The organism is Streptomyces sp. NPDC002754 (genome assembly GCF_053592315.1).
This window is the reverse complement of sequence record NZ_JBSFVM010000031.1, coordinates 1-13,054: the sequence shown is the minus strand read 5'-3', so window position 1 is coordinate 13,054 and position 13,054 is coordinate 1. Positions and strand designations below refer to the sequence as shown.

The window sequence follows — 13,054 nt, the reverse complement described above, 5'->3', positions numbered from 1 at the left end:
CAGTAACCTCAGCGCCCATGGAGCAGAGGCATCTCGGCCGCACCGGCCTGCGCGTGTCCCGGATCGGGCTCGGCACCCTCCTGTGGGGCAGGGACACCGACGAGCACGACGCGGCGGACCTGTTGAAGGCCTTCTGGGAAGCGGGCGGCACGCTCGTCGACACGGCCGACGTGTACGGGGACGGGGAGTCGGAGTATCTGCTCGGGCGGCTCATCGAGGGCCTGGTCCCCCGCCGTGACCTCGTCATCGCCACCAAGGCGGGCAGCGTGCCCGACCCGGACCGCCGCTTCGACGGCTCGCGCGGCCATCTGCTCTCGGCCCTGGACGCCTCGCTCGCCCGGCTCGGCACGGATTACGTCGACCTGTGGCAGGTGCACGCGTGGGACCCGGCGACCCCGCTCGACGAGACGCTCCAGGCCCTCGACATCGCGGTCAGCAGCGGGCGTGCGCGCTACGCGGGCGTCTCGAACTTCTGCGGCTGGCAGTTGGCCAAGGCCGGTACGTGGCAGCTCTCCGCGCCCGGCTCGCGCACGCGTCTCGCCAGTACGCAGATGGAGTACTCGCTGCTGCAGCGGGGCGTGGAGCGCGAGGTGCTGCCGGCGGCGCTCGACCTCGGCATCGGGCTGCTGCCCTCGTCCCCGCTGGGCCGCGGGGTGCTGACCGGCAAGTACCGCTCCGGCACGCCCACGGACTCGCGGGGCGGCTCGGACCACATGGCGCCGTTCGTCGAGCCGTATCTCGACGAGGCGGCCGGGCACATCGTGGACGCGGTGGCCACGGCGGCGGACGGGCTCGCCGTGACGCCGCTCCAGGTGGCTCTCGCGTGGGTCAGGGACCGGCCGGGAGTGGCCGCGCCGATCGTCGGCGCGCGCAACGCGCGGCAGCTCACGGCGGCATTGTCAGTGGAGGCCCTTAGTCTTCCTGACGAGATCTGCCAGGCGCTCGACGATGTGTCGGCGCCCGTGCACCGCTATCCCGATCAGGACTGGAGCACGTTGTGAGTACGGAGTCCGCTGCCGCGGAGAACGAGTCGGGGGCCCGCCCCGACACGGATCCGGCTGCCGCCGCGAGCGCCGAGGCGGTCCCGGTGCCGGCGGACGGCGCCGGGCCCGGGCCGACCGGAACCGACGACGCCGAGGCCTCGGCCGCCGACACCGACGAGCAGCCCGAGCCCGACGAGGGCGAGGGCGCGGAAAGCCCGGCCGGTGAGGGTGCCGAAGCCGCGGCGGATGGCGGCGCGGAGACCGGGCCCGGCGAGGGGGCGGAAGCCGCGGCGGACGGCGGCGAGGGGACCGGGCCCGCCGAGTACTCGGTAGGCCCGGCCGGCGAGGGCGCGGAAGCCGCGGCGGACGCCGACGAACAGACCGCGCCCGACGGGGGCGCAGCCGCGGCGGACGGCGACGCGGAGACCGGGCCCGACGAGGACTCGGTAAGCCCGGCCGATGAGGGTGCCGATGCCGCGGCGGATGGCGGCGGTGCGAAGGGCGGCGCCGAGGTGTCCGAGGCCGAGGCCGAGTTGGCGGCGCAGCGGGAGTTCCGGGAGCGGATCGCGGAGCGGAAGGCCGCCAAGGAGAGCCCGATCGACGCCGGGGCCAAGCTGAGCGGGACCGCCGCCGACCTGCTCGCCGCCGTGCGCGCGGTGGAGAGCGGGGAGAAGCCCGTCGCCGCCCCGGAGCCCCGGCGGGACGTCGCACCCGCCCCCGAGCCCGTACGCAGGCCGCAGGCCGCCGCCCCGGCGGGGCCCGGCGCCGAGACGGTGACCACCGTGCGGGACGTGCTCGTCGAAGGCGGCGCGCCCGAATCGCTCGCCGCCGCGACCGCCGCGGCCCTCGGCGAGGGCGCGAGTGACGAACTGCGCGCGGATCCGTGGCAGTTGCTGCGGGTGAGCGGAGTCCGCCCCGAGCAGGCCGACGGGTTCGCGCGGGCGCTGCTCGGCGCGGAGTGCGGGCCCGACGACGAGCGGCGGGGCCGCGCCGTCACCGTATGGCTGCTCGAGCAGGCCGCGGACGCCGGGCACACAGCCCTCGACCTGCCGGTCCTCGCGGACGCGCTCGGCAAGCGCGGCGTGCCCGACCCGGAGGAAGCCGTGCAGAGCGCCGTCGCGGAGGGCGACGCGCTGATCTTCCACGACCCCCTGGAGGACGCGCCCGCCCCGGCGCCCGCCGCCCAGGAGGAGGACTGCGAGGAGGAAGAGCCGGAGCGCCCGGTCCGGGTACTGGTCGGCCTCGAGCGGTACGCGCTCGCCGAGGAGAGCCTCGCCGACGGGCTCGCCCGGCTGCTCAACGCCTCGCCCAAGGACGAGGGTTCGGCCGCAGGCCTCGAGGAGGCCGCCGGGTCCGCGCGCGGCACGACGGCCGAGCTGATCCGGGCGATCGCCGGGCACCGCCTCGTCCTGCACACCGGCGGCGAGGCGGCCCGCGCCGAACCGATCGCGGCCGTGGCCGCCGCGGGCAAGCTGGGCCTGCGGGTGTGCGTCGCCGCGCACAGTGCGGACGGCCGGCGCCGGGCCGCCGAACTCCTCGGCCCGGACGCGCCCGAGACGGCCACCGCGACCGTCGCGGGCCTGCTCGCACAGGCGGAGGGGCCCGGCCTCGACCGGGACGGGGCGTTCGCTCTCGACCTCCTGGTCGTCCTGGACGCACCGCAGCTGGCCGTGGGCGACGCCGCGATGCTCGTGGAACTGCTCGCGGACGGTACGTGCCTGGTGCTCAGCGGGGACCCGGGGACGCTGTGGTCGGCGGGCCCGGGCCGGGTCTTCGCGGACGTCGCCGCGGCGGAGATCTGCCCCCGCATCGCCTCCCGCACGCCGGACGCAGGACCGATCGGCGAGCTGGTCTCCGGTATCGGCATCGGTGAGCTGAACCAGGTGGAGGCGCCCGGCAAGGAGGTGGTGATCGTTCCGGTGCGGGACCCGGCCGAGGCGATCCACCGCACCGTCCAGCTCGTCGCGGACTCGGTGCCGCGGGCGATCGGGGTGCCGGCCGAGCAGACGCAGGTGATCACGACGGGGCATGGCGGCGCCGCGGGGACCCGGGCGTTGAACGTGGCACTGAAGGAGCGGCTCAACCCGGGGCCCGGGCGCTTCGGGGGCTTCGATCCCGGCGACCGGGCGGTGTACGTGACCGGGCGCGGCCGGATCCGGCCGGGCGTGGTCGTCGGGGCCGACGCGGAGGGCCTGCGCCTCGAGTGCGACGGCGCCCCCGTCCTCGTACCCAAGGAGCAGGTGGAGCAGGGGGCGGTGCGGCACGGGTGGGCCTTGACCGGGCACCAGGCCGTGGGGGTTCGGTGGCCCGCGGCCGTGGTGGTGCTGCCGGGCGATGCGGCGCAGGCGCTCAGTCGTCCCTGGGTCTATACGGCCTTCGGTCGCGGCGAGCGGCACCTTTCGGTGGTGCACGGCGTGGACGCGGCCCTGCCACGAGCGGTGTCCGAGGTCCCCGCGAAGCCACGCACCACGCGCCTGCGGGGGCTGGTCCGCGCCCAGGTCCCCGGCACGTAGCCGCGACACCGTGGTGCCGCCTTGCCCACCCTGCCGCCCAAGGCGGCAGATTGCCCAAGGCAGGGCGGCACCATCAAGGGCGCCCCGTGGCCTCAGCGGTCCGCGTCCTCCAAGGGCTCGTCCAGGCCCGCCCCGCCGCCGTCCCCGACGTCGAACTCGTCGTCGTCGAAGACCGCGCTCACGTCGAAGCGGCACACCACCCGCTGCGGATCGACCTGCTCGAAGGGCGCTTCCAGCCAGTCTCCGGGGTCCGTGGGCTCGTCCGATGCCGTGACCCAGAGCGTGGAGTCGCCCTCCTCCAGGCCGAACTCCTTGTGCCGGGAGGCGATTTCGTCGGGCTCGAACTCGCCGAAGAGGACGCCCAGGGCGGCGTGCACGCTACTGCCCGCCCCGTTCGCGGCCTCCGTGTCCGGCTCCGCCTCCAGGTCGGCGACCCGCCCGGCCTGGGCCAGCAGACGCTGCGGCTCGACCACGGCGTAGTCGCGTCGAATCAGCACGCTCAGCGCGTTCGGCTCCTCCGGTCCCGCGTACGGCGGCAGCGAGTCCTCGCTGCCGGGGATCTCGAAGGGGGTGACCTCGTCGTAGCGGTCGTAGAGGAGCTCGTCGTACTCCTCGGCCGCGGCGGCGAGTTCGTTGAACGCTTCGTAGACGGCCGGATCGTCTTCTCCCGACCGGCGATCGACGGCCGCCAAGTGGGCGTCGATCGCAGCCTTGACCGCCTCGGCGGCGGCGCGTACCTCGGCAGCGGTGGGCTGCGCAGCATCAGACATAGTGCAGACGCTATCCGTACCGGGCCGCTGCCCGCACAATAGATGCGATGCCGGAATACGAATTTGTCGACGTGTACGTACCTCGCGGGGTCTCCCGCAAGGAGGCGACGCGCCTGCTGACGGACCATGCCGAGTACGGACACTGGGAGTTGGACCGCTTGAGCCTGCGCCGCGACGGCAGCCGCCGGGTGCGCCTGCGTCGACGGATCATCCGCCAGGTGCGGGCCACATGGTGACCTAGGGCCCTTCTGACGGATCTTGCTGGGGTCGCGGGCCCTGGCACGCACATCTGCCGCGTTGTCGTCGGTTGCCAACGCTCCGCGTTGTCGCCCTCCTCCGCCTTGCAGCTGCACGCACCAGCCCCCGCTCGCGGAGCCGAAAGGCGCGGCCTCCCGCATCCAGCCTGATCCGCCAGAAGGGCCCTAGGGTGAGACGACGGAGCGGGCCCCGTCCGTGCGGGGCCCGCTCCGTTTCGTACCGTCCGATGTCACGCCGCCGCGTTGGCCCGCCGGTAGAGCAGCGCGCCCGCGAGCAGCGCTCCCCCGGCGAGCGGGATGGCCGCGCCGAGCGGCACCGAGCTGCCGGTCTCCGCGAGCGTGCCGGCCGCGCGCGGGCTGCCGGTCTGTCCGAGCTGGGACTCGCCCTTCGGCATGGCGACGGTCTGCGTCCCCGGGTCGTTGGGAGTGTCCGCACCCGGCTGCTGCGGCGAGCCGCCCCGTGAGTCCCCGCCGCGCGAGGGCGGTGTGGTGGTGCTGCTCCCGCCGTCGTCGACGCAGCCGTTACCGGTCGTCCCGTTGCCGACCGAGCCGGCGCCGACGGAGTTCCCGCACGCGTTCACCGGCACGTGCACCGGTACCGACACGTGGTTGCCCGAGCCGACACCGGGTGAGTCGCTGGTGTTGCCACCGGCCTGCGCGCCACCGTCCGAGGACTGGCCGCCGGCCTTGTCGCCGCCGCCCGAGCCGCCGCAGTCGTTGCCCGACGCCGGGTTGAGCAGTCCGACGACGTTGATCGTGTTGCCGCAGGCGTCCACCGGGACGTCCACGGGCGCCTCGACGGAGTTGCCGGACAGGACGCCCGGCGAGCCCGACGAGCTTCCGTTCGCACTCGAGTCCGCGTGCGCGTAGCCACCGGTGACGGCGAGTACGCCGGACGCGGCCGCCACGGTGATCAGGCCCTTCCGCATGACCTGTCGCATAGGTTTTCCCTGCCTTGCCTTGGAAATCTTGCGTTGGAACCGTGTCCAACCCGTCGGCCCCGGAGTGCATGGCTCGCACTCCGGGGCCGTGGGCTCAAACCCTCAAGGGGTGAGGCACAACAACGTCAGTCGTTGACGCAGGTGTTACCGAAGGCAGGGTTCAGGAGCCCGATCACGGAGACCGTGTTGCCGCACACGTTCACCGGCACGTGGACCGGGACCTGGACGACGTTGCCCGAAATGACGCCGGGGGACTGCGTGGCAGCACCCTGAGCGCCGGAGTCGGCGACGGCCAGACCCGCACCCGCGAGAACCAGACCACCAGTGGCTGCCGCAGCGGCGACGACCTTCTTGAGCATTATTCCTCCTAGTTGGCAATGCAGTCCCAGCCGCGGACTGCACTCCCTGTAACGAGGAATAAACGATGGGGCTACGACCGTACGGCGCCATTCACTCTTTCCGGTCCATTACGTACGTGCGAGCGATTTCCGGCGCTGTGCCGGGTTGACGTCAGGACGCGTCGATGAAGCGGTCCAGGACCCGCACGCCGAACTTGAGGCCGTCCACCGGCACCCGCTCGTCGACACCGTGGAACATCCCCGCGAAGTCCAGCTCGGGCGGCAGCTGCAGCGGCGCGAAGCCGAAGTTGCGGATGCCGAGCTCCACGAAGGACTTGGCGTCGGTACCGCCGGAGAGCATGTACGGGATGGCCTTGCCGATCGGGTCCTCGGCCTCGATCGAGGTCTTCATCGCCTCGACGAGCGCCCCGTCGAAGGTGGTCTCGACGGCCTTGTCCGCGTGCACGTCCGAGCGCTTGACCTTCGGGCCGAGGATCCGGTCGAGGTCGGCGAGGAACTCGTCCTCGTGTCCCGGCAGGAAGCGGCCGTCGACATTGGCGGTGGCCTCGCCGGGGATCACGTTGACCTTGTAGCCGGAGTTCAGCTGCGTCGGGTTCGCGGTGTTGGAGAGCGTGGCGCCGATCAGCTTGGCGATGCCGCCGAGCTTGGCGATGGTCTCCTCCATGTCCTCCGGGTCGAGCTCGGTACCGAGGGCGTCGCCGAGCTCGTCGAGGAAGTGCCGGAGCGTCTTGGTGACGCGGACGGGGAACTGGTGGCGACCGAGGCGCGCGACGGCCTCGGACAGCTCGGTGATCGCGTTGTCCCGGTGGATCATGGAGCCGTGCCCGGCGGTGCCGGCCACGGACAGCTTCATCCAGTGCATGCCCTTCTCGGCGGTCTGGACGAGGTAGAGCCGGCGCTGCTCGTTCACGGTGAAGGAGAAGCCGCCGACCTCGCTGATCGCCTCGGTGACGCCCTCGAAGAGGTCCGGGTGGTTGCGCACCAGGTGGCGGGCGCCGAACACGCCGCCGGCCTCCTCGTCGGCGAGGAAGGCGAGGACGATGTCGCGCGGGGGCTTGCGCCCGGTGCGCAGCCGGTCGCGGACGACCGCGAGGGTCATCGCGTCCATGTCCTTCATGTCGACGGCGCCGCGGCCCCAGACACAGCCGTCGGCGATCTCGCCGGAGAACGGGTGGTGGGTCCAGTCCGCCGCGTTCGCCGGGACGACGTCGGTGTGACCGTGGATGAGGAGGGCGGGCCGCGAGGGGTCCTCACCCTCGATGCGGGCGACCGTGGAGGCGCGGCCGGGGTGGGACTCGAAGATCTTCGGTTCGAGGCCGACCTCGGCGAGCTTCTCCGCCGTCCACTCGGCGGCCTTGCGCTCGCCGGGGCCCGAGTGGTCGCCGTAGTTGCTGGTGTCGATCTGGATCAGTTCGCGGCAGAGGTCGACGACCTCGTCCTGCCCGGTGACCGCCCTGCCCGTGCTCGGCTCGCTCACGCTGGTTCCTCTCTTGCCGTGGATGCCTCTCATCCTCTCTCTCCCGACCTCCGGACCCAAGCCCGGCCGCCTCTCGTCACGTGCCGTTCACAGGCGGGGCCACCGGGTCGGGGGGCTGATCGAGGCACTCCGAATCCCTGGTAATGTTCTCTCTGTCGCCGCGGGAAACGCCCCGCACAGAGGCGGCAGACACCTAGTCCGGGTGGCGGAATGGCAGACGCGCTAGCTTGAGGTGCTAGTGCCCTTTATCGGGCGTGGGGGTTCAAGTCCCCCCTCGGACACAGAGAAGGACCCCAGATGATTCTGGGGTCTTTTGCGTTGTCGGGCGCCGTCGTGGTCATGCGCCGATCTGCGTGCGGACCGCGAGGAGTTCGGGGAAGAAGCTGAGGTCGAGCGCGGCCTTGAGGAAGTTCACGCCCGAGGAGCCGCCGGTGCCCGGCTTGAAGCCGATGACCCGGGACACGGTCTTGAGGTGGCGGAAGCGCCAGAGCTGGAAGTTCTCCTCGATGTCGACGAGTTCCTCGCAGGTCTCGTACGCGGACCAGTGCTCCTCGGGCTTCTCGTAGATCTCCCGCAGCACCGGCAGCAGGGACTCGGTGAAGGTGTGGGCGCGGGTGACGTCGCGGTCGAGGAACGAGTGCGGGACGGCGTGGCCGTGGCGGGCGAGGTGGCGCAGGAACTCGTCGTAGAGGCTCGGGGCCTCGAGGGTGGCGGCGAGCTCGGCGCGGGTGACCGGTTCGTGGTCGAAGACGTTGAGCATCTGCGGGTTCTTGTTGCCGAGCAGGAACTCGACCATGCGGTACTGCGCGGACTGGAAGCCGGAGGAGTGGCCGAGGGCGCCGCGGAACTGGGCGTACTCGCTGGGGGTGAGCGTGGCGAGCACCGACCACTGGTCGAGGAGCTGGCGCTGGATGTGCTTGATGCGCGCGAGCGACTTGAGGGCGGGGGCCAGGTCGTCGGCGGCGATCCTGGCCATGGCGTAGCGCAGTTCGTGGATGACCAGCTTGAACCAGAGCTCGGAGGTCTGGTGCTGGATGATGAAGAGGAGTTCGTCGTGGTGCGGCGGGTCACTCAACGGGGTCTGGGCACCGAGGAGTTGGTCCAGTTTCAGGTATCCGCCGTACGTGATCTCGTCGCGGAGGTCGCGGTGGATGCCGGATTCCAGGTCGCGGGTGTTGGTGCCCGAGGTGTCGGTGCCGGTGTCGGGGGTGCGGGGCTCGTGGTCCATGGTGACCCAGTTTCGGTGGCGGGTGTGTCGGTGGCCCGGTACCCAGGGGTGCCGGTGTGTCAGCCGCTCAGGCGGTCGAGGGCCACCTCGGCGAGGTAGTGGGCGCCGTCGGTGAGGACGGCGTCGTCGAAGACGGCGTGCGGGGAGTGGTTCTCCTCGGCGCCCTCGGGGTCGACGCCGGGCGGCACCGCGCCCAACTGGACGAAGGCGCCGGGTACTTGGGCGAGGACGCGGGAGAAGTCCTCGCCGGCCGCGGTGGGGCGCTCCATCGGCGTGTAGCGGTCGGCGCCGAAGGTCCGCTCGGCGACGGTCGCGGCGCGGGCGGCCTCGGCCGGGTCGTTGATGGTGGCGTGGACGTACTCCTCGATGACCGGCTCGGCGGTGACGCCGTGGGCCTCGGCCGTGGCGCGGCAGACCCGTTCGACGCCTGCGCGCAGCGCGTCGCGGGTGCCGGTGTCGAACCAGCGGATGGTTCCGGTGATGACGGCCTCGTCGGGGATGATGTTGGGGGCGCTGCCCGCGTGGATCTCGCCGACGGTGAGCACGGCGGTGCCGAACGGGTCCACGGTGTGGGTCACCAGCGTTTGGAGGGCGCCGACGATCGCGCAGGCCGCGGGGATCGGGTCGCGGGACAGGTGCGGGGTCGAGCCGTGGCCGCCGACGCCGCGCAGCTTGACGGTGAAGATGTCGCCGCCCGCGAGCATCGGCCCCGGCTTGGCGGTGAACACCGCGTGCGGGATCCGCCCCGCGATGACGTGCAGGGCGTACGCGGCGACGACCCGCTCCCCCGCGGCCTCCAGGACGCCTTCGTCGATCATCCTGCCCGCGCCGTCGCAGCCCTCCTCGCCCGGCTGGAACATGAACACGACGTCGCCGGTGAGCTCCCCGCGGCGCGCGCACAGTTCGCGGGCGGCGCCGACGAGCATGGCGGTGTGCAGGTCGTGGCCGCAGGCGTGCATGGCGTCGGGGTGCGGGGACGCGTAGTCGAGACCGGTCCGCTCGGCGAGTGGCAGGGCGTCCATGTCGCCGCGCAGGAGGACGGCGGGTCCTGGGCGGCCGCCGCGCAGCACCGCGACGACCGAGCTGAGCGCGTCTCCCTTACGTATCTCCAGGGGCAGCCCCGCGAGGGCGTCGAGCACGCGCTGCTGGGTGCGCGGCAGGTGCAGGCCGACCTCGGGGTCGGCGTGCAGGGCGCGGCGCAGGGACACCAGGTCGCCGTGGGCGGGGGTGCTGGTCGGCATGGGGCTCCTTCTGGGCACCGGCCGGGGTGCGGCGTGGTGGGCGGCGGACTCGTGGCGGGTCGGTGGCGGTGATCCGTACCGCTGCCAGCATGGACGCGCTTGCCACCTCGGCGCCGGGGACGCAGGATCCTTGCGTGGACGACGGTCTTGCGCAGGATTCTTCGGCGCCGCTGAGCGAGCGCGACTTCGCGCTGATCAACTGCCTCGAGGTGAGTCCGCGGGCGACCTGGCGGCAGATCGGCGAGGTGCTCGATCTCGACCCGGTCACCGTGGCGCGGCGCTGGCAGCGCCTGGAGCGCTCGGGTGCGGCCTGGGTGACCGGGCGTCCGGCCGCCCGCTTCGCCCCCGGCGCCTGCCTGGCCGTGCTGGAGGTGCGCTGCTCGGCCGGGGCGGTGGCCGATGTGTGGCGGGCGCTCGCGGCCCGGCCGCATGTGCTGTCGGTGGAGCACACCAGCGGCGACTGGGACCTGACGGCGACGCTGGCCCTGCCGTCGGCGGCGGAGCTCTCCCGGTATCTGGAGCGGGTGGTGGGCCGGGTGGCCGGGGTGAGCGAAGTCCGCAGCCAACTCGTCACCCGGGTCCACACGGAGGGCGATCTGTGGCAGTTGCGGGTGCTGGACGCCGACCAGCGGCGCGCTCTGGCGGTACCGGCCGTCGCGGCCGGGACCCGGCGTGCCAGGACCTCGGGGCCGGACGCGGCCGACCGGCGCCTGATCCTCGCGCTCGGCCGCAACGGGCGCGCCCCGCTTTCGGCGCTCGCCGCCGAGACGGGGCTCGCGGTGAGCACGGTGGGCCGCCGGATCGCGGCGCTGCTGGAGCGCGAGGAGCTGTCGCTGCGCTGCGACGTGGCGACACCGCTTTCGGGCTGGCCGGTGAGCGCGTGGGTGTGGGCGCGGACCGCCCCGGACGACACGGCGACACCCGCCGCACTGGTGCGCCGGCTGCCCGGACTGCGGGTGTGCCTGCGGCTCTCCGGCGGCAGCGCGAACCTGCTGCTCGGCCTCTCGGCCCGCTCCCTCGTCGAACTCCCCGTGGTGGAGGCCGAGTTGGCGAGGGCCGCGCCGGGGCTCACGGTGCTGCGCGAGGCCATGGTGCTGCGATTCGTCAAGCGTATGGGGCGTCTCCTCGACGAGCGGGGACACAGTTGCGGCGCCGTCCCCATGGACGTATGGAGCGACCTCTCGTCGTGACGCGCCGGTGGGGTGCGATGTCTCACGTGATGCAATGGACCCTCTAAGCAACCTGGGGGTGCAGCGCGAGGTGTGGGCGAACAGGGAGCCCGGCAGCGGCGGTTTCCGTCCGCTGGACGACAAGGATCCGCGGACCGTGGGCGGATACCGCCTGGTCGCGGGGCTCGGCTCCGGTGGCATGGGGCGCGTCTATCTGTCGCACACGCCGGGCGGCCGGGCCGTCGCGGTCAAGGTGATCAGACCCGAGCTGGCCGAGGACCCCGAGTTCCGCCGCAGATTCCGTACCGAGGTCGCCGCGGCGAGCAAGGTGCACGGCCTCTACACGGCACCGGTCGTCGACAGCGACACGGAGAGCACGGTGCCGTGGTGCGCGACCGCGTACGTGCCCGGTCCCTCGCTCGCGGAGGCGGTGCGCGAGCACGGGCCGCTGCCGGTGGACACCGTGCTGCGGATGACCGCCGGGATCGCGGAGGCACTGCAGGCGGTGCACGACGCCGGGATCGTGCACCGCGACCTGAAGCCGTCGAACGTGCTGCTGGCCTCCGACGGGCCCCGCGTCATCGACTTCGGGGTGGCGCGGGCGGCGGACGCGACGTCCGTGACGCGCAGCGGGACGACCGTGGGCACGGTCGCGTACATGGCGCCGGAGCAGGTGCTCGGCGGCTCCGCGAGTGGCTCCGCCGATGTGTTCGCGCTCGGCCAGACCGCGGTGTTCGCCGCCACCGGCAGCACGGGGTACGGGGAGGGCGAGCCGCACGCGGTGCTGTACCGGGTCGTGCACGAGGAGCCGGATCTGTCCAAGGTCCCGGACGCCCTGCGGGAGTTGACGTCCCGCTGCCTCAGCAAGGCCGCCGAGGACCGGCCGACGGTGCGGGAGGTCATCGAGACCGTCCAGGAGATCCGTGCGGCGCAGCCCGGCGGTCCCGGACCCGCGACGGACGCCTGGCTTCCCGGTGAGCTCGCCGAGGGGATCGCGGCGCGCGCCGAGGGCGCCCGGGTGACCGGGGCGGAGTCGACGGGCCACGCGACGCCGCCGCCCGGTGCCACGAGTGAGCCCGCGACGCCCGGGAGCCCCGCCCCCGCCGGTGTGTTCGGGCCGGCCGCCGCGTTCCCCCAGGACCCGCCCGGCGGGCCGGCGCGGCAGGGCCACCCGGCGACGGTCCCCGACGGGCCCACGCCCGGCTCCCCTGCCGCGCCGGTGGGTGCCGAGACGTCCGCCGTGAGCACGGAGCCCCGGCGGGGGCGCTCGCGTGCCTGGCTGTTGGCGGCCGCCGGGGTCGCGCTCGTCGCGTGCGGTGCGGCGGCCGCGCTGTACTTCGTGCCCGGCGGCACGCCGGACGGCGGGGCGGCGGGGCCGGGGGCCGCGAACCCCGAGGCCTCGCGCTCCGCGTCGAAGTCGGCGTCCGCGTCGAAGTCCGCCTCCCCGAGCGCCTCGAAGTCTCCGAAGGCCTCCAACTCCGGTGCGGCGCCCGCCCCTTCGGGATCGGCCGGCGACCCCACGCCCGTTCGCCCGACGCCGACGGAGAGCGGTCCTTCGGCCTCGGCTCCCCCGCTCCCGTCGACGTACACCGGCATCGTGATGACGGACAACCAGGACCTGTATCTCGCGGACGATCCGGTGCGGGCCAAGCCGGACGACGGGCAGTCGAGCGAGGATCTGACCTACGCCGTCTACCGCAACGGCGCGATCTTGGCGCCCGGCAGCACCTCGGGGAGTTCACTCGCGCTGCTCCCCGCCGGGAAGCCTGCCACCCTCGCCGCGTGCCGCGGCGCGCAGGCGGCCAAGGACTCCTACTGGGTCTACGACCTGCCGGTGGGCCAGCGGCTCTGCCTGATCGGCGGCTCGGGGGACGTCGGCCTTCTGACGCTGCGGGGCAAGACGGAGGGCAAGAACGTGACCCTGGACGCGAAGGTGTGGCGGGCCACCGACCAGTAGACGCACGAAAAAGCCCGCCGGACCGATCGGTCCGGCGGGCTTCATGTGTATCGGCTACTTGGATTCGACGGCGTGGCCGCCGAACTGGTTGCGCAGCGCCGCGATCATCTTCATCTGCGGCGAGTCCTCCTGGCGGGAGGAGAAGCGCGCGAACAGCGA

General features: G+C 73.2%; 11 protein-coding genes, 1 tRNA gene and 1 pseudogene. 6 read left to right on the top strand and 7 right to left on the bottom strand.

Going from position 1 to position 13,054, the window contains the following annotated elements; genetic code table 11:
- Positions 1 to 17 precede the first annotated feature (17 nt).
- Complete coding sequence (locus ACWD2L_RS34660) at positions 18 to 1,001, top strand: aldo/keto reductase (protein WP_351343431.1); 984 nt, start codon at positions 18 to 20, stop codon at positions 999 to 1,001.
- Complete coding sequence (locus ACWD2L_RS34655; protein WP_351343433.1) at positions 998 to 3,496, top strand: helix-hairpin-helix domain-containing protein; 2,499 nt, start codon at positions 998 to 1,000, stop codon at positions 3,494 to 3,496. Before ACWD2L_RS34660 ends, ACWD2L_RS34655 begins: the two co-directional genes overlap by 4 nt.
- Before the next feature lie 92 nt (positions 3,497 to 3,588).
- Here the strand turns inward: ACWD2L_RS34655 and ACWD2L_RS34650 are convergent, their stop codons facing one another.
- A complete protein-coding gene (locus ACWD2L_RS34650) occupies positions 3,589 to 4,266 on the bottom strand; it encodes a hypothetical protein (RefSeq protein ID WP_351343435.1) in 678 nt (225 codons plus the stop codon).
- A 47-nt stretch (positions 4,267 to 4,313) separates the two neighbouring features.
- Between ACWD2L_RS34650 and ACWD2L_RS34645 the strand changes: the two genes are divergently transcribed.
- The gene (locus ACWD2L_RS34645; RefSeq protein ID WP_018535088.1) at positions 4,314 to 4,502 is read left to right on the top strand and encodes a DUF5703 family protein; all 189 of its coding nucleotides are present in this window, start codon (positions 4,314 to 4,316) and stop codon (positions 4,500 to 4,502) included.
- 251 nt (positions 4,503 to 4,753) lie between these two features.
- Here the strand turns inward: ACWD2L_RS34645 and ACWD2L_RS34640 are convergent, their stop codons facing one another.
- From ACWD2L_RS34640 to ACWD2L_RS34630, 3 genes are all read right to left on the bottom strand, one after another.
- Entirely contained in the window at positions 4,754 to 5,464 is a 711-nt protein-coding gene (locus ACWD2L_RS34640) for a chaplin (protein WP_351343437.1), read from the bottom strand.
- Between the two features lie 125 nt (positions 5,465 to 5,589).
- A complete protein-coding gene (gene chpH, locus ACWD2L_RS34635; RefSeq protein WP_351343439.1) occupies positions 5,590 to 5,823 on the bottom strand; it encodes a chaplin ChpH in 234 nt (77 codons plus the stop codon).
- A gap of 151 nt (positions 5,824 to 5,974) precedes the next feature.
- Positions 5,975 to 7,300 carry a M20/M25/M40 family metallo-hydrolase gene (locus ACWD2L_RS34630; protein WP_351343441.1) on the bottom strand — a complete coding sequence of 442 codons (1,326 nt, stop codon included), beginning with the start codon at positions 7,298 to 7,300 and terminating at the stop codon, positions 5,975 to 5,977.
- 196 nt (positions 7,301 to 7,496) lie between these two features.
- On the opposite strand from ACWD2L_RS34630, the gene ACWD2L_RS34625 reads away from it, so the two are divergent.
- Positions 7,497 to 7,581, top strand: a tRNA-Leu gene (locus ACWD2L_RS34625).
- Positions 7,582 to 7,637: 56 nt separating this feature from the next.
- Here the strand turns inward: ACWD2L_RS34625 and ACWD2L_RS34620 are convergent.
- Both ACWD2L_RS34620 and ACWD2L_RS34615 read right to left on the bottom strand, forming a co-directional pair.
- Positions 7,638 to 8,528, bottom strand: a complete 891-nt coding sequence (locus ACWD2L_RS34620) for a tryptophan 2,3-dioxygenase (RefSeq protein WP_351343443.1) — start codon at positions 8,526 to 8,528, stop codon at positions 7,638 to 7,640.
- A gap of 59 nt (positions 8,529 to 8,587) precedes the next feature.
- Complete coding sequence (locus ACWD2L_RS34615) at positions 8,588 to 9,769, bottom strand: M20 metallopeptidase family protein (RefSeq protein WP_351343445.1); 1,182 nt, start codon at positions 9,767 to 9,769, stop codon at positions 8,588 to 8,590.
- Between the two features lie 134 nt (positions 9,770 to 9,903).
- Between ACWD2L_RS34615 and ACWD2L_RS34610 the strand changes: the two genes are divergently transcribed.
- A complete protein-coding gene (locus tag ACWD2L_RS34610) occupies positions 9,904 to 10,959 on the top strand; it encodes an Lrp/AsnC family transcriptional regulator (protein WP_351343447.1) in 1,056 nt (351 codons plus the stop codon).
- Between the two features lie 34 nt (positions 10,960 to 10,993).
- Positions 10,994 to 12,895 carry a serine/threonine protein kinase gene (locus ACWD2L_RS34605; protein WP_351343449.1) on the top strand — a complete coding sequence of 634 codons (1,902 nt, stop codon included), beginning with the start codon at positions 10,994 to 10,996 and terminating at the stop codon, positions 12,893 to 12,895.
- A gap of 54 nt (positions 12,896 to 12,949) precedes the next feature.
- Here the strand turns inward: ACWD2L_RS34605 and ACWD2L_RS34600 are convergent.
- A pseudogene (locus tag ACWD2L_RS34600) lies at positions 12,950 to 13,054 on the bottom strand (6-phosphogluconate dehydrogenase); the annotation flags it as partial.

What these genes read in the sequence shown, in the direction of transcription:
- ACWD2L_RS34660 (WP_351343431.1), top strand. Translation starts at nt 18, where the DNA reads ATGGAGCAGAGGCATCTCGGCCGCACCGGCCTGCGCGTGTCCCGGATC.
- ACWD2L_RS34650 (WP_351343435.1), bottom strand. Translation starts at nt 4,266, where the DNA reads ATGTCTGATGCTGCGCAGCCCACCGCTGCCGAGGTACGCGCCGCCGCC.
- ACWD2L_RS34645 (WP_018535088.1), top strand. Translation starts at nt 4,314, where the DNA reads ATGCCGGAATACGAATTTGTCGACGTGTACGTACCTCGCGGGGTCTCC.
- ACWD2L_RS34640 (WP_351343437.1), bottom strand. Translation starts at nt 5,464, where the DNA reads ATGCGACAGGTCATGCGGAAGGGCCTGATCACCGTGGCGGCCGCGTCC.
- chpH (WP_351343439.1), bottom strand. Translation starts at nt 5,823, where the DNA reads ATGCTCAAGAAGGTCGTCGCCGCTGCGGCAGCCACTGGTGGTCTGGTT.
- ACWD2L_RS34620 (WP_351343443.1), bottom strand. Translation starts at nt 8,528, where the DNA reads ATGGACCACGAGCCCCGCACCCCCGACACCGGCACCGACACCTCGGGC.
- ACWD2L_RS34615 (WP_351343445.1), bottom strand. Translation starts at nt 9,769, where the DNA reads ATGCCGACCAGCACCCCCGCCCACGGCGACCTGGTGTCCCTGCGCCGC.
- ACWD2L_RS34605 (WP_351343449.1), top strand. Translation starts at nt 10,994, where the DNA reads ATGGACCCTCTAAGCAACCTGGGGGTGCAGCGCGAGGTGTGGGCGAAC.